Origin of the sequence: Paenibacillus sp. Soil750 (assembly GCF_001428045.1) — a bacterium.
In the GTDB taxonomy this organism is placed as follows: Bacteria; Bacillota; Bacilli; order Paenibacillales; family NBRC-103111; genus Paenibacillus_E; species Paenibacillus_E allorhizoplanae.
On sequence record NZ_LMSD01000034.1, the window covers coordinates 209323 to 229264 of the forward strand.

At 43.4% G+C, this 19942-nt stretch carries 22 protein-coding genes; 16 read left to right on the plus strand and 6 right to left on the minus strand.

Features of this window, described 5'->3' with window-relative positions:
• Positions 1-18: 18 nt before the first annotated feature.
• Positions 19-714: a uracil-DNA glycosylase gene (locus ASL11_RS25505; protein ID WP_056621137.1), complete on the plus strand. Its 696-nt coding sequence runs from the start codon at positions 19-21 to the stop codon at positions 712-714.
• Positions 715-807: 93 nt separating this feature from the next.
• On the opposite strand, the gene ASL11_RS25510 is transcribed toward ASL11_RS25505, so the two are convergent.
• Positions 808-1740: a zinc dependent phospholipase C family protein gene (locus ASL11_RS25510; RefSeq protein ID WP_056621139.1), complete on the minus strand. Its 933-nt coding sequence runs from the start codon at positions 1738-1740 to the stop codon at positions 808-810.
• A gap of 191 nt (positions 1741-1931) precedes the next feature.
• Here ASL11_RS25510 and ASL11_RS25515 point away from each other — a divergent pair, with 191 nt between their 5' ends.
• On the plus strand, positions 1932-4106 hold the full coding sequence (locus ASL11_RS25515; RefSeq protein WP_056621143.1) for a PAS domain S-box protein: 2175 nt from the start codon (positions 1932-1934) through the stop codon (positions 4104-4106).
• A gap of 76 nt (positions 4107-4182) precedes the next feature.
• Here the strand turns inward: ASL11_RS25515 and ASL11_RS25520 are convergent, their stop codons facing one another.
• Positions 4183-4413 carry a hypothetical protein gene (locus ASL11_RS25520; RefSeq protein WP_056621145.1) on the minus strand — a complete coding sequence of 77 codons (231 nt, stop codon included), beginning with the start codon at positions 4411-4413 and terminating at the stop codon, positions 4183-4185.
• Positions 4414-4724: 311 nt separating this feature from the next.
• On the opposite strand from ASL11_RS25520, the gene ASL11_RS25525 reads away from it, so the two are divergent.
• The 5 genes from ASL11_RS25525 (at position 4725) to ASL11_RS25540 (ending at position 7896) form a co-directional block, all read left to right on the plus strand.
• Positions 4725-5381 (plus strand): deoxynucleoside kinase, encoded by a 657-nt coding sequence (locus tag ASL11_RS25525; protein WP_056621147.1) that lies wholly within the window; start codon positions 4725-4727, stop codon positions 5379-5381.
• Positions 5382-5507: 126 nt separating this feature from the next.
• The gene (locus ASL11_RS36745) at positions 5508-5660 is read left to right on the plus strand and encodes a hypothetical protein (protein ID WP_162261681.1); all 153 of its coding nucleotides are present in this window, start codon (positions 5508-5510) and stop codon (positions 5658-5660) included.
• Between the two features lie 127 nt (positions 5661-5787).
• Positions 5788-6510 carry a copper homeostasis protein CutC gene (locus ASL11_RS25530; RefSeq protein ID WP_056621148.1) on the plus strand — a complete coding sequence of 241 codons (723 nt, stop codon included), beginning with the start codon at positions 5788-5790 and terminating at the stop codon, positions 6508-6510.
• On the plus strand, positions 6507-7499 hold the full coding sequence (locus ASL11_RS25535) for an NAD-dependent epimerase/dehydratase family protein (protein ID WP_056621149.1): 993 nt from the start codon (positions 6507-6509) through the stop codon (positions 7497-7499). The genes ASL11_RS25530 and ASL11_RS25535 overlap by 4 nt, the downstream gene beginning before the upstream one ends.
• 88 nt (positions 7500-7587) lie before the next feature.
• Positions 7588-7896 carry a DUF4870 domain-containing protein gene (locus ASL11_RS25540; RefSeq protein ID WP_056621150.1) on the plus strand — a complete coding sequence of 103 codons (309 nt, stop codon included), beginning with the start codon at positions 7588-7590 and terminating at the stop codon, positions 7894-7896.
• A 65-nt stretch (positions 7897-7961) separates the two neighbouring features.
• Here ASL11_RS25540 and ASL11_RS25545 read toward each other — a convergent pair whose 3' ends face one another.
• Entirely contained in the window at positions 7962-8720 is a 759-nt protein-coding gene (locus ASL11_RS25545) for an MBL fold metallo-hydrolase (protein WP_056621154.1), read from the minus strand.
• A 256-nt stretch (positions 8721-8976) separates the two neighbouring features.
• Here ASL11_RS25545 and ASL11_RS25550 point away from each other — a divergent pair, with 256 nt between their 5' ends.
• The 6 genes from ASL11_RS25550 to ASL11_RS25575 all read left to right on the plus strand — a co-directional run bounded on the left by ASL11_RS25550 (position 8977) and on the right by ASL11_RS25575 (position 15063).
• Complete coding sequence (locus ASL11_RS25550) at positions 8977-9237, plus strand: hypothetical protein (RefSeq protein ID WP_056621159.1); 261 nt, start codon at positions 8977-8979, stop codon at positions 9235-9237.
• Between the two features lie 230 nt (positions 9238-9467).
• Entirely contained in the window at positions 9468-10436 is a 969-nt protein-coding gene (gene cyoA / locus ASL11_RS25555) for a ubiquinol oxidase subunit II (protein WP_056621160.1), read from the plus strand.
• A gap of 40 nt (positions 10437-10476) precedes the next feature.
• Positions 10477-12447, plus strand: a complete 1971-nt coding sequence (locus ASL11_RS25560) for a cbb3-type cytochrome c oxidase subunit I (protein WP_056621161.1) — start codon at positions 10477-10479, stop codon at positions 12445-12447.
• Positions 12447-13061, plus strand: coding sequence for a cytochrome o ubiquinol oxidase subunit III (gene cyoC, locus ASL11_RS25565; RefSeq protein ID WP_056621163.1), 615 nt, complete (start codon positions 12447-12449; stop codon positions 13059-13061). Before ASL11_RS25560 ends, cyoC begins: the two co-directional genes overlap by 1 nt.
• On the plus strand, positions 13062-13391 hold the full coding sequence (gene cyoD, locus ASL11_RS25570; RefSeq protein WP_056621164.1) for a cytochrome o ubiquinol oxidase subunit IV: 330 nt from the start codon (positions 13062-13064) through the stop codon (positions 13389-13391).
• A 190-nt stretch (positions 13392-13581) separates the two neighbouring features.
• Complete coding sequence (locus ASL11_RS25575; RefSeq protein WP_056621165.1) at positions 13582-15063, plus strand: L,D-transpeptidase family protein; 1482 nt, start codon at positions 13582-13584, stop codon at positions 15061-15063.
• A gap of 80 nt (positions 15064-15143) precedes the next feature.
• Here ASL11_RS25575 and ASL11_RS25580 read toward each other — a convergent pair whose 3' ends face one another.
• Entirely contained in the window at positions 15144-16259 is a 1116-nt protein-coding gene (locus ASL11_RS25580) for an aminopeptidase (RefSeq protein ID WP_056621170.1), read from the minus strand.
• Positions 16260-16428: 169 nt separating this feature from the next.
• Here ASL11_RS25580 and ASL11_RS25585 point away from each other — a divergent pair, with 169 nt between their 5' ends.
• Both ASL11_RS25585 and ASL11_RS25590 read left to right on the plus strand, forming a co-directional pair.
• The gene (locus tag ASL11_RS25585; protein ID WP_056621172.1) at positions 16429-16971 is read left to right on the plus strand and encodes a hypothetical protein; all 543 of its coding nucleotides are present in this window, start codon (positions 16429-16431) and stop codon (positions 16969-16971) included.
• The gene (locus ASL11_RS25590; protein ID WP_056621173.1) at positions 16961-18118 is read left to right on the plus strand and encodes an MFS transporter; all 1158 of its coding nucleotides are present in this window, start codon (positions 16961-16963) and stop codon (positions 18116-18118) included. Before ASL11_RS25585 ends, ASL11_RS25590 begins: the two co-directional genes overlap by 11 nt.
• A gap of 52 nt (positions 18119-18170) precedes the next feature.
• Here ASL11_RS25590 and udk read toward each other — a convergent pair whose 3' ends face one another.
• Both udk and ASL11_RS25600 read right to left on the minus strand, forming a co-directional pair.
• Positions 18171-18806 (minus strand): uridine kinase, encoded by a 636-nt coding sequence (gene udk, locus ASL11_RS25595; RefSeq protein WP_056621175.1) that lies wholly within the window; start codon positions 18804-18806, stop codon positions 18171-18173.
• Between the two features lie 111 nt (positions 18807-18917).
• Complete coding sequence (locus ASL11_RS25600) at positions 18918-19235, minus strand: hypothetical protein (RefSeq protein WP_056621177.1); 318 nt, start codon at positions 19233-19235, stop codon at positions 18918-18920.
• 321 nt (positions 19236-19556) lie between these two features.
• Here ASL11_RS25600 and ASL11_RS25605 point away from each other — a divergent pair, with 321 nt between their 5' ends.
• Positions 19557-19937, plus strand: coding sequence for a hypothetical protein (locus ASL11_RS25605; RefSeq protein ID WP_056621179.1), 381 nt, complete (start codon positions 19557-19559; stop codon positions 19935-19937).
• Positions 19938-19942 lie beyond the last annotated feature (5 nt).

Here is a 19942-nt window from a genome sequence, read left to right on the forward strand (position 1 = left end):
AGATGGGGGAACTAAGGTGTGAAACCTGTAACAAATGATTGGTTGACGGTTTTGGCAGACGAATTTCAAGCACCTTATTATAGGGCGCTTGAACAGTTCCTGCAGGAAGAGTATTCCCAGCATACGATCTATCCACCAGCGGATGAAGTGTTTACTGCATTGGAGTGGACCTCCTTTGTGGATACAAAGGTTGTAATACTTGGGCAAGACCCTTACCATGGGAGCGGGCAAGCTCATGGACTTAGTTTCTCTGTGAAGCCAGGGATTGCCATTCCACCTTCGCTAAGAAATATGTACAAAGAACTAGCGTCAGATCTCGACTGTACGGTGCCTGATCATGGTTATTTGAAAGCATGGGCAGAACAAGGCGTTCTGTTGTTAAATACGGTATTAACCGTTCGTGAGGCACTACCCTATTCGCATAAGGGAAGGGGCTGGGAAAGATTCACGGATCAGATCATACAAGCATTAAGTGCACGTGAGAAGCCTGTCATTTTCTTGCTATGGGGAAGCCACGCACAGGCCAAACGAACTCTTATCGACACCACTCGACATGTAATCATAACATCGGCCCATCCAAGCCCGTTATCGGCATATCGTGGTTTCTTTGGCAGCAAGCCTTTTTCTAACATCAATACCGTGCTGAATCGACTTGATATGACAGAGATCGACTGGCAAATCCCGACTAGTAGGCATAATGAAAACCATGAATGACAATATTCATGGTTTTTTTACATTTGTATAGACCGAAACCAACGTTCCGAAACGAATAGTATATATTGACTATGTAAAGATTGCCTAGCTATTCTACAATATAGGTTGTACATATGTAATTGGCAAGTTTAGCTCGCAATTCTTACCCGATTCGTAGGAACGGTTTCCGAGAACTTCGCGAAGTGCGTCGTAGTCGGCTTCGGTGCCTCGCTGCAAGACTTGAATGGCTGCTTCAAGCACAAGTACGGCATCATTCATCGCTGTCTCCAACAATTCCCATACACTGTACGTATAAGTTTCATTCAGATCGGTTGGACAGTTCCAAGTCGTCTTGGCTTCATTAAAATAATCGCGTGGAGCGGGATGCTTTGTGTAAACCAAGGGTGATATTTGACCAACTGTCAATATTCGTTTAATTCCATGCGGATCATGAAATAGCCGTTGTGCACGGATCATGTCATAGTAGGCGTCGTCCCAATCGGAATCTTGCATTTGTGAGGCGATTCCTGGGTAATGGATTGCTGTTGCAGCCGAGAGAGCCGGAACGATGCCCAAGGGGAACTTTTCACCTACATATATCTCTTTCCATACTGGCGTTTTCCACGTTTGGATATCGCGTTCATGTTTTGCGTAAAGTGTATCCATGATGATTTCAAATCGTTGATGATCCCACTTCTTGAAACCAGATTTATAGAATACATAAGGATGTAAATTGCGATCTAAAACATGGTGTGTTAGAAAACCGAGAACATAGAGAACCGCAGGATTATATAGGCCGCGGCCCTGCACCTGTCGAACTAGCTCAAGTAAAAAGGGTCCACAGGACTCCTTGTGCATGAGACTACCAAGTGTATTTAATTTCTTGTCTTTTTGCCAAGGTAGAAAGTTGTGGTAGAAAAGAAAATCAGGTCCTTGGCAGCCAAGAGAAAAGATGTGACGCTGTTGTTTATCGTTTAGAACCGAAGTGTGGCCAAGTTGGTTCATCGCTTTTTGACCGAAAATTAAATGTGTCCAAATATTGGGCAAGGGAGCAACCTCCTACAACGTGAGATGAAGAATAATGAACCTTTTCATTCTAACATAATGATGGAAAGCAAGGGCATATTTCGTGAACAATTTCGATCCTTAAGGCTCTAAGTGCAGGATTGTTAGTGGGATTGTCGAATCTATCAAACGGTGAAGATCACCATCTAAGCATGTACCCTGGGGGAAAATATATGAATAAGCATTCGGAAATGGAGCCATCGTTCGATGCGATTTTTGAATTCACCACAATGGGAATGGCTCTGATTTCGCTTGAGGGTCATTGGTTGAAAATAAATCGCAGCTTGTGCGACATCGTCGGCTACTCGGAGCGGGAGCTCCTTACAACGCAAATGAAGTCGTTAGTAGAACCTAATCAAGTGCGTCGCATAGAGCGTATCATGAAAAATTTACTTGGTGGAGAGTTACCTACCTATCAAGAAACGATCAGTATCCTACATAAGAATTTATCTTTACTATGCGTTGACTGGCGGATGTCAATCATGCGAGATGCAGACAACAAACCTCAGGCATTCATTGTTCAAGTTAAGATCATCTCCCAACAGTCTGACATGGCACGTAAACTGGCGGAAAGCGAACAGCGCTATAAATCATTAATTGAGCATAATCCGGCAGGGATTTTGACCTGTGATATACATGGTCGCATACAGGGTGTTAATCCAGCCATGGAGAGGATTCTAGGCTACCCTGAAGAAGAATTGCTCTCTCAATTTATCCATCATATTTTTCTGCAGAATAACACGAGATTCGAATCTGCTGCTGGCATACTCATGCAAAATGATAATTATATGTTGGTGTTTCAACAAGAGAGTGGCGAACAGATAGAATTAGGAGTCAAAAATGTTCCGATCATTGTCAATGATAAACTGGATGGCGTGTATTTAATCGCGAAGGATATCACGCAATTCAATCGTGATCGAGAATCGTTGCGAGTCGCTCAACAGGATCTCCATGACACTGTACGAAGACAACAGGGGATGACTTTAAAGTTTAGAAAAATAAATGGGAATTTCATCCATACATTGTGTGACGGTGAGCTGCTATATCGTTTAGGTTTTAAGCCATCACACATTTTAGGGAATACATTACATGATATTTGGCCAGCCTTTTTGGCCAGTTATATAGAAACTTATTACCATCGAGCTTGGAATGGCGAAGAAAATGTGATGTTTGAAGCGACCTTTCGGGGGATTACCTATCTCACTTCATTGCGACCCATTCTGGAGAATGAGCGCATGGTGGAGGTTATTGGTTCATGTGTCGATATTACGGAACGTAAGAGGATGGAAACTGAGCTCAGAGAAACGAAGGAGCTTCTAGAATCTGTTATTAATAACACTACGGACGCAATTTGTGTACTGGATTTGAATGAGCGAGTGATCTCAATCAATGCCGCACATGAGCAAATATTTGGTTGGAGTCAAGCGGAGTTAGCGGATCGAACATTACCAATTTATCCTGATTATTTGGAAAAAGAACGCAAAGATATGTATAACGAACTGCGACTAGGGAAGCAGGTAACAGGGATGGAATCGGTTCGACTTCGTAAAGATGGTCAATTGATCCATGTGAGTATAACGAAAACGCCCATTAGGAACGAAAAAGGTGATATTTTCGGATTCGCAGGTATTACACGAGATATTACTGAACGGAAGCAAACGGAGGAGCTCCTCCGAAAATCGGACAAACTGTCCGTAGCAGGACAGCTCGCGGCGGGGCTAGCGCATGAAATTAGGAACCCGCTTACCTCGCTTCGCGGTTTCTTGCAGCTTCTCCAGCATGATCTGAAAGATAAAAAGCATTATTTTGATATCATGTTATCGGAGTTGGATCGGATCAATTTCATTGTTAGTGAATTCTTAGTGATCGCTAAGCCGGAAGCCATAACGTATAAAAAAAGCGATTTAGTGACGATCTTGCAATCGGTCATTGCCCTTCTGGATACGCAAGCCGTACTCTGTAACGTACAGCTTGTCTTGGAATTCCAATCGGATATACCTGAGATTACGTGTTCGGAGATGCATTTGAAGCAATTATTCATCAATTTGATCAAAAATGCGATGGAAGCGATGCCGAAGGATGGTCAAATCAAATTAATCGTTTCCTTGCACGGGAATGATCAGATTAGAGTTCGGACACAAGATAACGGATGTGGCATACCGGAGGAACGATTGAAACGGTTAGGGGAGCCCTTTTATACGACGAAAGAGAAGGGAACTGGCTTAGGTTTAATGATGTGCTTCAAGATTGTCGAAGCGCACAAAGGAACTATGACCATCCAGAGCCAAGTGGGGTATGGGACGACTATTGATGTGTTCTTGCCAACGTATACGGGGGAGCATAATTGATTTGCTTGTGTAACACACGATGAGAAGCTGAAAACCGCCGACGGGTTGAACCGGTATCGGCGGTTTTCTCATTTCTTTAGAATGCAATACTAAATTCCGAAGTTTCTCTTGAATACCAAGTGGAAATAGTGGTGTTATTTTCATTGTAGACTTGTACATGATCTGGCGTGTATTTGACGATAATCCCTGTAGTTACTTGGTAATAAACGCCTAATTGATCGAGTGACCATACGAACACTGGCGTTTTTGATAGGGCAGCAGCAAATAATTCTGAATCTGTATCTAGTAGCTTAGTTCCGTAAATCATCGATACACCTCTGTCATAAGGATAGTTGTTAAGTACTTATAAATAGGGACAGTATGGCAGATGAATTCATCACACTGTGTTCTTAATTTTTTTGTGGGTTACATTGAGGATTTCCTAAAATATGTAGAATATGAGCAGTCGTTGCCGGGAATTTTGCGTGGCTATGTACTTCGACTCTTCAGCAACAACTAAGTCAAATGATAAAGGGAAAAATAGAGGGTTCCCTCGCCTTTGAATTCCTTGTATAATAGGTAAGCTTTGCTGAATTGACAGTAGGTAAATTACGATTGGGTAGAAGGAGAAAGGGGTCAATGGCAGTGATTGTGGTTGGGGGAATGATCGGTCTTGGTAAGACATCAGTATCCACTTTACTTGGGCAAGAACTAAATTCGAATGTTTTCTATGAGAGTGTCGATGATAATCCGATATTACCGCTATTTTACACAGCTTCACCGGAAGAAATCGAAAAGCATCGGTATCCGTTTTTGCTGCAATTGCACTTTTTGAATACGCGTTTTAAGGCCATTAAACAGGCATTAGTACATAACAGAAATGTACTGGATAGAAGTATTTATGAAGATTGGTATTTTGCCAAGGTGAACCGCGAGCTAGGGCGCATTTCACAATTAGAATTTGATGTTTATGAGGGCTTGGCTGATAACATGATGTCAGAGTTGGCGGAGCTGCCTAAGAAGGCGCCTGATCTGATGGTTTATTTGAAGGCTTCCTTCGAAACCGTCATGTACCGCATTGGTCTTCGTGGCCGCAGTTTTGAACAGGATCAATCATTGGTTGATTATTATCGTAAGCTTTGGTCAGGTTATGATGACTGGGTCATGAATCATTATCATGCGTCTGAAGTTCTTATCGTTGATATGGATCGCGTCGATGTCGTGAATCGCAAGGCAGATGCTGTTCAACTAGCACAAGAAGTTCGGGCAAAGTTATCTGAACTGGCGATCGTGTAATATAACCCGAAGCGAAATTTGTCGAAATGTCGAAAGACCCCCTCAAATCTGAGGGGGTCTTTCGAATGATATAGCAGCAAAGCCAACCAAACGTTGTAATCCTAGAAAGCGAAGGTGATGAAATTGTTGTTTATCGTATGTTACAAAGGCAAGCCTATGAGTGCACCATTGCCGAAATTAGCAGCAACGGAGAAAATGTTGAAGCTTAGTCGTTCATTTGCCAATCTTGAGCTCGTCGAAGTGCATCAACAACAATGGCAAACAGCTTCGAATATTTAGGACATACATTTCCCATAGGGTAACACAACTCCTTAATCGAATAGATTAAGGAGTTTTTTGTGTTGTCCACTTTGTGTTAGAGTGAGAGTGGGAATTCATATATATGAAAGTGGAGGTCGTTCTAAATATGCTATTGGAAGTAATCGCGACTACATTACAAGATGCTTTACGAGCTGAAGCTGGCGGCGCAAATCGGATTGAACTTGTTGCAAATTTGCAACTTGGAGGCTTGACACCCGAGATAGAGCTTGTTAAGCAAATCATATCTGTTGTGAATATCCCTGTGCACGTGATGATTCGTCCGCATGCTCGGTCCTTTCATATGTCTGAGGATGACATCGCAACGATGATCGATACGATCCAAGGCGCGGAGCAAGCAGGCGCCAGCGCTCTTGTATTTGGCGTGTTGACACCGGAAAAGAAGATTGATCGCCACAATCTTGAAATTTTGTTAGCGGCTACTTCTTTGCCTGTGACTTTTCACCGGGCCTTCGACGAAATAGAAGAACAAGCAGATGCTTTGCCAATGCTGATGTCATATAAACAAATTCAATCCGTGCTCACATCAGGAGGATCCGCAAGTGTACTTCATGCTGTTGAGCAGATACGACTCCTAAAGGCTCTTACCCGCGACAGTCATTTAAATATCTTGCCAGGTGGTGGACTCACACTTGATAGTTTGAGTTCATTTGTCCAAGCTACAGGGGTGCATAATGTCCACCTTGGTACAGCTGTAAGAGAAAATGGAAGTGTGAGTGGGATGGTTGAGGAAGAGAAGGTAAGAAAAGCGAGAACTATATTAGATGGAATCATTCAAGTAAACCCGGAGCGAGGTGGAGGTCACACATGAACATTCTGATCCTTGGCGGCACCAAATTTCTAGGAAGAGCACTGACGGAGGCAGCACTCGCGAAAGGACACGAAGTGACACTGTTCCATCGTGGTCTTCACGATGCTGCTGCATTTCCTCAAGTCCATCACCTTCTAGGTGATCGGAATACCGACCTTGCTAAACTGCAGGATGGGGAGTGGGATGCGGTCATTGATACAAGTGGCTATGAGCCGGAGTCTGTGATAGCAGCAACCGAAATATTGAAAAGACGTGCAAAGCACTACACATTCATATCTACCGTATCTGCGTACGCGGATTTAAAGCAGGTCCATTTAGATGAAGCGGCACCCGTATTAAGGCTAGAAGAGGCAACAGATCCTGGACAGCGCTACGGGGCGCTCAAAGCGGAATGTGAACAGATTGTCCAAGTAGCATTTCCTCTTGGAGCACTCATCATTCGCCCAGGTCTCATCGTAGGGCCTTATGACGCCTCAGACCGATTCACCTATTGGCCTGCTCGTTTACAACGAGGCGGCGAGGTTTTAGTTCCGCTGCCCAAAGAGCGAAAGCTTCAATTCATAGACGTACGTGACCTAGCGGCGTGGACGATAGGTTTGATTGAACAAGGTGTAACGGGAACTATTCATGCGAGTGGAAATGAGTATTCAATGGAAGAGGTCATGGAAGCTTGCAGATCTAACGACAACGATGTAGAGTCGACGTTTACTTGGGTGACGGAAGACTTCTTAGTTGAAAAAGGGGTGGGTCCATGGATGGAGCTGCCACTGTGGCTGCCAAGCGACAGTTTGATCGGCATGTTGCAGTTAAACAATGCAAAAGCATTCCAATCGGGTTTAACGACGAGAGCATTAATTGACACCGTGAAAGATACACGGGAATGGGATCAAGGTCGAGGTACTGATATTATTCGAGTAGCTGGATTAAAACCAGGGCGAGAGCAGGAGTTGCTGAAGGCTTGGCACGAGTGGAAGGTTGGTCAAAAATAATTTGAGATTTGTCCACTAGGCGGATGAATAGCTGCTGGAATTTGAATATAATGGAAGAGTAAAACTCTGAGAAGATGAGGTGCTGTCCATGTACGATTCCACAGATATTCAAAGTAACAAGGGAATGGCGATTCTTGCGTACATTTTGTTTTTCATCCCGTTAATCGCGGCGAAGGAATCCAAGTTTGCGTGGTACCATGCCAATCAAGGACTTACTTTGTTTTTGGCATGGGTCATTGTGAATGTGGTTCTCGGCATTATACCATTCATTGGTTGGATCCTTCAGCCGATTGCTAACTTGGCGTTGGTGATTTTGGCTGTGCTGGGCATTGTTGCAGCAGCGCAAGGTCAAGTAAAACCTCTTCCTATTATCGGCAGCTATACACTTCTGAAGTAGAACGTACATAGTAGCAAGGGCTGACTACCGTAAATCTTATACGGTAGTCAGCCCTTTTTTGTTCTTTAAGTTTCTATTGAATTTACGATTTCAATGATTCGTTGATTCACATTAACGGTGATTAAGCCGCCGTGATAGCATAGAACCTGTTCGATATCGAATTGCAAATATTTTCGCAATGATTGTAGGGCCAATGGATAATCAGCGCAATATGCTGGTATAGGTCCTTGAAGTTCGCCTTCAGCGACAACCATGGAATCCGCGGCGATTAGTGTTTTACTTTTTTTATGATAAAGGCTCATGTGACCTGGTGTATGACCAGGTGTAAGGATGACAACGATCCCACCACATCTGTCGAGTACCTGACCATCATCCAATATGGTGGTAACCGGTGCCTTCGGCGGGTTCTCAAGGTTACGTCGAAACGCTTCTCGCCACTCAGGAGTCGTGTCTGCAGGTAAATTCGCAACAGCACGTTCAATGGATGCGGGGGTTATTTTAATTAACATTTTATCGCCTTGAATATAAGGTTTTTCTAGTTCAGAAGCGAATACTTCAAGGGGATGGGAGGAAGCTTCGAGAAGAGCAGGTAAACCTCCGATATGATCGATATCCTGATGAGTAAGGATGGCGGAATTCAAAGTCGATGCATCAACGCCTAAGTTTTCTAATGTTTTATGTAGGAGTGGAAGAGTACCTGGGTAGCCTGTATCTACAAGTACAGCTCCTTGCTCATCGACGAATAAGGCGGGATGAATGACATTGATTCGTCCCATGAGTGGAACGGATAAGTCAACGGAATAAAGTCCTTCTGAAATTTGCATGCGAAACCCTCCAATTTGGAATGATAAGTATCAAAAGGCATGGAATCATCATATCCATTGAGGTTATTCATGTCAATTAAATATTTTATCATAACACATTTATCGATTAAAGTCAATGTTAATGTTATAATGAAAAATACCTCGTGTATTTTTGTCCAAATTTTGATCATCGTGTGAATAAAATATGAACAAAAACAGATTTTTGTGTTATACTAGTTTTAAAGCACTTACATTTAAGTCAGGAGTGGTGATCATAATGTCAAATAGAGCCGTGTCCGTAAATTCCGTTGAGCGTGTTGAACGTGATGTGATGCCGTTAGTGAAATTAATGACTTTTGCCGCGTGGGCGTTGCTTGCTATAGGTTTAGTACTTAGCTTAGTCAGTTTAGAAAGCTTCAGTGATCGCAATACAACTTTAATGGTGGGTATTGGGTTCATGGTCGGTAGTGTCCATATTTATGTGATTCGCACCGCTATTCATTTGGTACATTCTCGCAATGTTTCCAAGAGCGAATGAGAACGAGGGTTCGAAGGAATACTATGCAAGCCTTTCAAGTTTAATACTTGGAAGGCTTTTTGCTGTTCATATTTTTCCAGCAGAGTCAACAAACGTTCTGTGACATTTGTTTTACATTACTACGTCGAACCGTTGACGTATTTGTTAAGTTGACTTTGTGATGGTGAACTTTGACGAACAAGATGATATGTTGATAACAGGCAGGATTTGTTGATTGGGAGGTTAAATGGATGAAGAAGAGAAAGCTTGTACAAGCAGGAATGCTCTTCATGATGGTCGCCATCATCTTAGTACTTTCTGGCTGCAGCCAAGCTATGGTGTTGGATCCTAAAGGACCCGTTGGTGCAGAGCAGAGAGATTTAATTGTGATTGCAACTATTTTATGTGGGGTAATCCTTGTTCCGGTTCTTGTGCTTACGGGTTGGATTGTGTGGCGATATCGCGATAGCAAAAGCAATAAGGCATCGTATAAACCAAATTGGTCTCACAGTACCTCACTCGAAATCGTTTGGTGGGCTGTGCCGATTATCATCATTGTCACATTGGCTGTGGTTACGCTGAAGTACACATATGCTTTGGAACCGTCAAAGCCATTGAAGTCGGATAAAGAACCGATTACCATTCAAGTGACATCACTAGATTGGAAATGGTTGTTTACCTATCCAGAGCAAGGGATTGCTACTGTGAATTATTTGCAAATTCCAGAGGATACACCAATTAAGTTCGAACTCACTTCGGATGCGCCAATGAACTCATTCTGGATTCCACAATTAGGCGGGCAAATTTATACGATGTCAGGCATGGCGATGACGTTGTATTTGCAAGCAGATGAGATCGGCCATTATTTCGGAACGGGAGCGAATTTCAGTGGTGAACATTTCGCTGACATGACGTTTGACGTGAATGCTACTTCGCGAGAAGACTTTGATTCGTTTATTGCGAAGACCAAGAAAGTCCCTACGAAATTAACTAAAGAAGGCTACGATGAATTAGCATTGCCAGGCAAGTCTGGTGTGAGATATTTCTCAGAGGTCCCGGAAGGACTTTTCGAACAAATCGTAACGAAATATACGAAGGGTCAGCCTGTTCACAATGGTCACGGGGCTAGTCATGAAAGCAAAGATTCAAAGGATATAAAGAAAGAAAGCTCCATGGACCATTCGCAAATGGATCATAGTCAGATGAATATGTCGAAGTAATAAGTGATAGATCAGAGTTTTATGAAAGGGAGATCTGCTCATGCTGGATAAAATTAAAGATTTTGCATCCGAGTTTTTCGTAACGGGCGATCCCATGATTCTGGGAGCCCAGGTTAGTATCGGGCTCTCGTTAGTAGCCATGGTATTCGTACTCACGTTCTTCCGGAAATGGGGTTGGCTTTGGCGGGAATGGTTGACAAGTGTCGATCATAAACGAATTGGGATTATGTATATTATTTGTTCGTTAATGATGTTATTCCGCGGTGGTGTAGATGCGCTTCTAATGAGGTTACAGCTAGCGATTCCGGATAGCCAGTTCCTACAGCCAGATCACTATAATCAAATTTTTACAACGCACGGTGTAATCATGATTTTGTTCATGGCGATGCCGCTCATGTTTGGTTTATTCAACATTGTTGTTCCTCTGCAAATCGGAGCGCGCGATGTCGCATACCCATTCTTGAACTCATTGAGTTTCTGGATGTTCTTCTGGGGCGCTATGTTATTCAATGTTTCATTCGTTATTGGTGGTTCACCAGATGCAGGTTGGCTCAGCTATCCGCCACTATCCGAATTGTCACATAGCCCAGGAGTTGGCCAGAACTTCTACATTTGGGGTATTCAAATTTCAGGTATCGGTAGTTTGGCAACAGGGATTAACTTCATTGTGACCATTTTGAAAATGCGTACACCTGGTATGAAGTTGATGAAAATGCCGATGTTTACGTGGTCCGTATTTTCAAGCTGTATTATGATTATCTTTGCTTTTCCAATCTTGACAGTTACACTAGCGTTATTATTCTTAGACCGCTTCTTTGGTGCCCATTTCTTCACCTTGGACGGCGGCGGCAATCCGATGATGTATATCAATTTAATTTGGATGTGGGGTCACCCTGAGGTTTATATCGTCGTGATACCAGCCTTCGGTATTTTCTCCGAGATCGTATCAACCTTCTCGAAGAAAAAGCTGTTCGGGTACAAATCGATGGTATTCGCGATGCTGATCATCAGCTTATTATCCTTTTTCACCTGGGCACATCACTTCTTCACGATGGGTTCCGGCGCGGATGTGAATGCTTTCTTCGCGATAAGTACAATGCTAATTGCGATTCCAACAGGGGCAAAAGTATTTAACTGGCTCTTCACGATGTTCCGGGGGAAAATTCGCTTCACGACCCCGATGCTTTGGACGATTGCCTTTATTCCATGTTTCGTTGTTGGGGGTATGACAGGGGTTCTGTTATCTGTCGCTCCAGCTGATTTCCAATTCCATAATAGTTACTTCCTGATTGCCCATTTCCATCAAGTACTTATTGGTGGTGTAGCATTCGGATATTTCGCAGGTCTCTACTACTGGTGGCCGAAAATGTTCGGCTTTAAGCTGAATGAACATTTAGGCAAATGGGCGTTCTGGGTGTGGAACATTGGTTTCTATGTCTGTTTCATGCCGCAATACTTCCTTGGTTTAGACGGAATGACTCGTCGGACCTATACGTATAGCTGGGATATGGGTTGGGGCCCGCTTAACATGGTTTCGACCGTCGGCGGTTTCTTAATGGGTCTTGGTTTCATTTTCCAAGTGTGGCAAATTGCTCACTCCATTAAGTTCAGAGAACAAGATGTTACTGGCGATCCGTGGGATGCACGTACACTGGAATGGTCCATTCCTTCACCAGCACCACTTTACAACTTTGCTGTGCTGCCTAAAGCAGAAGTCGCTGACGCTTGGTGGGAGGCGAAGCAAGGGACAGGCAAGAAACAACCTAGACCAACTACCTATGAACCGATTCATATGCCTAAAAACTCAGCAATTCCGTTTATTATATCGCTGTTATGGTTTTTTGCGGGCTTCGGATTCGTCTGGGATTGGATGTGGCTAACCATTCCATCATTAATTGGTGTTGCCATCTGTATGATTGCTCGTTCCTTCAGCTATGATACGGATTACTATATTCCAGCGGATGAAGTGAAGAAGACGGAAGACGCCGCTTGGAAAGGAGTGAAGGTGTAATGGCACACTCAGTAGCACATGGAGCACACGACCATGAACACGATCATGAACAAGAGCACGAATCGCTCAAAACGTTCGGTTTTTGGATATTTCTAATCACTGACGTTATTTTATTCGGCTCGTTATTTGCAACCTATATCGTCCTTCATCAAAATACAAATGGCGGACCAACACCGGAAGAGTTATTCAAGATGCCGGGAATTATTGCGGAAACCTTCATTTTGCTTACGAGCAGCTTTACTAGCGGTTTAGCTGTACTGGGTATGCACAAAGGGAATCTGAAGCAGTTAATCGGTTGGTTGATTGTGACCGTGATATTAGGAGCATCGTTCGTTGGACTAGAGCTCTCAGAATTCATTACCATGGTTAACCATGAGGGCGCAACAATCAGTACGAGTGCTTTCCTATCAGCCTTCTTTACATTAGTTGGCACACACGGTTTGCACGTTTCCGTTGGTCTACTTTGGATGATTGGTCTAATATTTCAATTGAAGCGCCGCGGGATCACAACAGTTACGAAACGTAAAGTAGAGATCATTTCCTTGTACTGGCATTTTTTGGATGTCGTTTGGATCTTCGTCTTTACAGTCGTCTATCTCATGGGGGTGATGTAAGTGAGCCAACCACATACAGAATCTCATAACAATCACGGGTCGCATGGATCATTGAAATCGTATATTATCGGTTTTGCGTTATCTATCATTCTGACCATCATTCCACTCGTTGTTGTCATGAACCATATGCTTGGGAAAACAGGTACATTGGTATTAATTTTAGTAATGGCCGTTCTGCAATTTGGTGTGCAGTTGTTCTTCTTCATGCATGTCAAAGAAGGTGAGAATGCACGGTGGAATATTATGGCGCTGCTATTTGGTCTAGTTATTCTAGTGACCATCGTAGCCGGTTCCATCTGGATCATGACCTATAATACTGTCGCGCATTAAATAGTTAATAGCATGAATTAGATGACGTTCTTAGCCTTGTTTATCAAGGCTGAGGGCGTCTTTTTCTAATTGATGGCGTACGTCAATGCTTAAGTCGGAAAAAAGGTTGTCTTTCCATTTCGCTCATGATACATTATGTATCAGAGATACTAATTGTATCGAGCTAAATTTATGAACGGAGAGGAGCCAAATGATCCGACGAAACCAACGATTCCGTAACCAACTCGATGATCACCTCGTCCATTTGCACAAGAATTTGTTCATTAGTCATGCTGATCCACTTTACCATGAAAAGGTTATTCGTTATTTGGATGCGAATTCTCCGGAAGCCCATTTCAATCTGGGACAGAAATTTCGTGAGAAAGGGAATTGGAAGAGAGCCAGGTTTCATTACAAGGAAGCGCTCAAAACCTATCCCTCGCCGTTCTATTCTGCTGCAAATCGTGCGATTCACCTCCTTGATCAGCAGCAAGCCACTCATGTAGCGAATCTAGAACAGACGCTGCCCGAGAAGCGAAAGCCTTTATTGCCGCCATTTATGAAAATGTTGTTGCTTGTCCTTCTGATCCTCAATGTCCTTTTAGTTTTGTTTTTTGCTGGAGATCAGGCAATACCACGGACGATTAGTAAAATGAAATTGTGGAGTTCAGGCACGCAAGTAACCTACGAATCGGTAGACAAGCCTTTTATTCTGTATCTCTCGCCAGAGATGTCACATGCAGAAATCGAGAAGAAGCTCCATGCTCAAGCCTTGGTTTTGGCAAAGGAAATACCGAAGTCAACGATTCTCCTCTATGGGATTATCACGGAGGATAATGTGGATAAAGGGAAAACGATGCTGTTGACCAATGAGGATGATATTAAACGTGCGATGGTTATCGCAACATATCAGCCAGAGGCAGATGCGTTGGTTCACATCCGATTTCTGAACGCTGAATTTGAAGAGCACCAACCGCTAAGCGCGATTGGTGCTAATTTAGTTCGAACCGCTTTGGACTCCTATCGCGACAATGTGGGACAAGCGCCCACACGAATAGATGAACTCCTGCAAGACTATCCGCTAAATTACTTGAGCTTCATCCCGATTGAGACTCTTTCGGGTTCGAATGAGATCAAATCAGCCTATAAGGGGGATGGGGGCTGGGTATTTAACCCCAAAGCGGCAGATATTGCACATATGTTTTATGCGAATGTCGTTGGAGGGGATGAAGTTCCCTATGAACCTGTGCATCTCGAAGTCAGTCAGCGTGATTATCAGTTGCAGCTCGTTAGTGGCTCATACTTGCTATGGGACAAAGAAATTGGACTCGGTGCGAATGGCAGCACGCCTGATGGCGTATATCGGGTCATAGAGCGAGTGCAGCAGCCAAAAGGAAAGACAAGTCAAAGCTATGGTGATGCAGGCTTAGGACTAGGATCTATCGCTTTACACGGCACATATGATGAGAGCTCGATCGGAGAAGCGAAGTCCCTAGGTTGTATTCGATTAACAAATGACGATATACAGCAACTATTCCCTTTCGTACCGAAAGGAACTGAGGTGCGTATACTTTCAAGTGAACATACACCTATTCGAGTTGACCAGGTGGGTCAAATGTCAAAGCTTATTCCAACGAGCCTGCCTCAGCACTCAGAATCCGCGGGAAATACCATTTTCCATTGGTTAGGCTAAAAAGCAGCTGAAGCTTACCGAGTGAATCTACTCGGAAGTCTCAACTGCTTTTTAAGTTTGCTGTCTATTCCTATAATTAACTACATTAAGTTCTCTGGATTAAGCTTTTCGAGTTCTGGAATGACGAAACGGCCATCTTTACGAATGATCACATCGTCGAAATAAATTTCGCCGCCGCCATACTCAGGACGTTGAATCAGAACCATGTCCCAGTGGACAGATGAACGATTGGTGTTATCTGCGGTTTCATAGGCTTGACCTGGCGTGAAATGGATGCTGCCGTCAATTTTCTCATCAAATAAGATATCTTTCATTGGATGTTGAATGTAGGGGTTCACACCAATTGCGAATTCGCCGATATAGCGTGCGCCATCATCCGTATCCAAGATCTCATTCAGTTTCTTGGTATCGTTGCTTGTCGCATTAATGATTCGGCCATTTTCGAAGGTCAGGACAATGTTCTCAAAAGAAGTACCCGAGTAAATCGTCGGTGTATTGTAACTGATTGTACCATTTACGGAATCTTTCACAGGTGCTGTGTATACTTCACCGTCTGGGATGTTTCGAAGTCCTGAGCAAGGAACAGCCCCGATGCCTTTGATCGAGAAGCTGAGGTCCGTACCTTTGGCGACCAAACGGACACGATCCGTGCGCTTCATCAAATCAACGAGGGATTCCATCGCTTTTGCCATTTTACTGTAATCCAGGTTACAGACGTTAAAGTAGAAATCCTCGAAAGCCTCCGTACTTTTACCAGCCAACTGCGCCATTGACGGATTTGGATAGCGCATAACGACCCATTTGGTATTGTTAATACGCTCATCAAAGATTGGACGTTGGAAGTACTTCAGGAACAGCTTCATTTGTTCATCAGGCACATCTGATGACTCCGTGATGTTATCTCCGCTGCGGACAGCCACATAGGCATCCATTTGTTTCATTCGAGCAAGCTCAATAGCAGACCACGTGCTGAATTGTTCTTGCGTTCCTTTCATTTGCAAGCTGCGCGTAATGGCAGGATCACGCAATTCAATGAATGGATTACCCCCGGCTGCATAAACCTCTTCAATTAAGCATTTCGCAAGTTCTGGATCTTTAACACCAATCATTTCAATCAATATGTTCTCACCGGGCTGTAGGCTCACGGAATATCGAATAATGTTTCGGGCAAAAGTTTGTAATCTTGGATCTCTCATCCTATAGGTCTCCCTTAATAAATAATACGTACCCTCAAATTATAACGTAACGCGATCCTGTAATCCAATCTGTGCAATGGTTTCATCGAGATGGAAGGGGTATACTAGGTATATGTGTAAGTAATTCCATCATACCAACGACATGTAAGATCAACTAGAGGAGGAAGCTATGGCACGAGACCAAATAAAAGTACCCTATGGGTATGAACCCCCGGAAAATTCAGATAAGGGAACAGTCATGGTTTTCGAGACATTCGAAGATTGGACAGAGCACGAAATGAGCGCTTGTATCGCTTGGGCGGAAGAACGGAAATTCGTTCGTGTGATCTTCTATCCACAGCATGAGGAAACGCTCCGTAGAATGGATATCCGATCGGAAATGCCCTATTATGCCCGTCTGAAGCATCTGGAACAACTGTTGGAGGATGTAGATACGAATCTGCAAGTTGAAGTGGACAAATGGGAAGGGAAACGTAAGAAATATACGCCACTCGATACATCACTAAATTTTTTAACAGAGAAATCCTCAGGGCCACACTTTATTTGTATGAGCGATCGTTATGCGAACCTCTTCGTTACATACCCATCTTTCAAAGAATGGATAAAAAAAGCTAGACTCGTCATATTTACGCAGTTCCGTGTTCCCCTTCATGGCAAGCTAAATGACTGTGCCGAGAGATGGGAAACGGTGGATTTCGGGAATGGCATTTAAATTACTGCGATCTAATTATCAATTAACCACATTAATCTTGGTCATCATCGTGGCGGGAATGAGTCAAGGGATGCTCCTGCCGTTACTCACGATATTATTAGATCGTTCGGGTGTATCAACAGATACAAACGGTGTAAACGCGGCAGCCCTATATATTGGGATTTTCGCGACGATGTTCTTCATCGAGAAGCCTGTTCGTCGTTATGGCTATAAACCCGTCATTCTGATCGGGATGAGCTTAATTATTATTGCGAATTGCCTTTTCCCCGTCTGGCAGCAGGTTGGCTTTTGGTTTGTATTGCGACTAATAGTGGGTATCGGCGACAGTGCTTTACATTTTGCTACACAACTCTGGATAGTAGCCTCCAGCCCGAAAGAGAAGAGAGGACGCAATATTTCCCTATACGGAATGGCCTATGGGGTAGGGTTTAGTCTCGGTCCATTAGGCATAACGTTGCTTAAAGCGGGGATTTGGGTGCCTTTTATGGTGACAAGTGCATTTTTTCTTCTCATCTTATTACTTCTAACGAGGTTGAAAAATGAGAAGCCAGAGCGAGCCGAACGTGCGGAAGCTGCGCATAAACGTGCTACAACAGTCATTTCATTAGCGTGGTTTCCGCTGATTACTTCCTTACTCTTTGGCTACATGGAAGCTGCGATGAACAGTAACTTTCCGCTCTATGGCCTTCGGATTGGTATTTCGGAGTCTACAATTGGACTTTTACTTCCCGTAACGGGGATCGGTGGACTCATCATGCAGCTCCCGCTCGGAATATGGAGTGATCGCATTGGTCGTAAGCCAATTCTCATGGGTACAGCCATTGTAGGGGCTTTGGCGTTCAGTTGTGTGCCTTTAGTTGGGACAAACTTATGGGGACTTGGGCTTTGCTTAGGCGTAGCAGGCGGCATGGTAGGATCCTTCTTCTCGTTAGGGTTGGCCTATGCGGCAGATATTTTGCCGCGACATTTGCTGCCGACCGCCAATATCATTGCCTCCATTCAATATAGTGTAGGGAGTATCATTGGTCCTTTAGTAGGCGGCATAGCTCTTCACTATTTGAGTGTGTTCAGTATTTTCTACTTTCTTGGCCTTGTGTACTTGTTGTTTGGCCTCTCAGGGTTCATTTTCAAAGCTCGTACGGCATGAAAAAAGCCACTTTCCCTAGATAAAGGAAGGTGGCTTCTTGCTGTTTCTGATGCTAGCCGATTTCGTAATTTGCAGCTTGATCCGTCATATAGCGTTCTGTCAAAATGGTAAGCAGCGAGATACCGATTTGATTTTCTCCGCCTTCAGGAATAATGATGTCGGCATACTTTTTGGATGGTTCGATAAATGCATCATGCATAGGTTTAACTGTCGTTAAGTATTGGTCGAAAACGGATTGTAAGGAACGACCGCGCTCATTAATATCGCGAGATAGACGACGTAGGATGCGTACATCAGGGTCTGTGTCCACGAACACTTTAATATTTAACGCGCCGCGGAGGTCCTCATCCGTTAGAACGTGAATGCCTTCAAGCAGCACAATGGGTTTTACATCAATACGAATCGTTTCTTGTGAGCGAGCATGTTTAGAAAAATCGTAGACGGGAATGTCGACGGGCTGCCCGCTTTTCAACATATTCAAATGCTGAAGAAGCAATTCATTTTCAAAAGCACGTGGATGATCATAATTAATGCGTTCCCTCTCTTCAAAGGTCAGTCCGCTATGATGAAGATAATAATTATCTTGTGAAATTAAAGTCACGTTCGTGGATCCGAGTTTTGTAATAATCGATTTTGCTACTGTTGTTTTACCTGAACCGGTACCTCCGGCAATTCCAATCACGAGCATGTAAGTAGTGCCTCCCCAAATAACTTGAAAACCTTCCTACGTAGTTTAACATAATGTATGCCTAAAAAGAAAAAGTGATCGAATATCGATCACTTTTGGGAGGCAAAGCGGTTAACGAACCTGCTTTGGCGTATGAAACTTTTCTTGATTAGCTTCAATATCCTGAGCAGCTTGGTTTAGCTGTTCGAACGTTTGCTTGATTTGCTGTCCAAATTGTTCGTTGGCAAATTCAGCTAATTGTCTTTGGGCTTGCGTAACCTGTTGATCTGCTTGAACAAGTGCCGCTTGAGCAGATTGAATCGCATGGGGATTAGCTTCGGTTATGGCGACTTGCAGCTTATGCTGGGCGTCTTGCGCTTGGAGAATGGCATGATCAGCAGCGTCAATAGCGTGCTGAACCGGTTGTTGATGCTGATTGGTTTCTGTCATGGGGGAAACCTCCTTAGGGTTCGTAAAGACAAGGGAGAAGCTATGAAAAGCGACTTTACTACATTGCACCAAAATTGGGGAAATAATTCGGATTCGGGAAATGAAATTATTTCCTGGGTAAGCGCAAAATGTGAGTGTTATCATGCGGATTCGACATTAATTGTCAGACAATTTCGAATAAATTAACTATTCGCTATATTGGGTGCATTCTTACACATGTTACCAAAATAAAAGTGGACAAATTAACTGATTATTCTTAAGCTAGAGAGGATAGTTTTGTGGGCATGTATAGATATAAAAACATCTTCATGGGGGATGAAAATGAATAAATTTAAGGGTTTTTATTTATTAGCAGCATTAACAATCGTAATTTCTGGTTGTGGGAAAGCCAAAACGACAACGTCCAACACACCTGCGTTTACACCTACTTTAGAAGTCGCTTACGTTGTTAAAGATGATACTGTCACCTTAGATTTGACAACGGATCTGAAGTTATCGAAGGAACACTATGATCAACAACGTGTAGAAGGTGAAGGTCATGTTCATATATCGTTAGACAAGGGTGAGAAGATCGTAGTCACAACAAAGCAAAAGGTATTGGATCATTTAAGTAAAGGTTCACATGAAGTGAAAATCTCCTTACATAATAACGACCACACGCCTTACGATGTTAGCAAAACAGTTACGTTCGATGTGAAGTAGGTGTG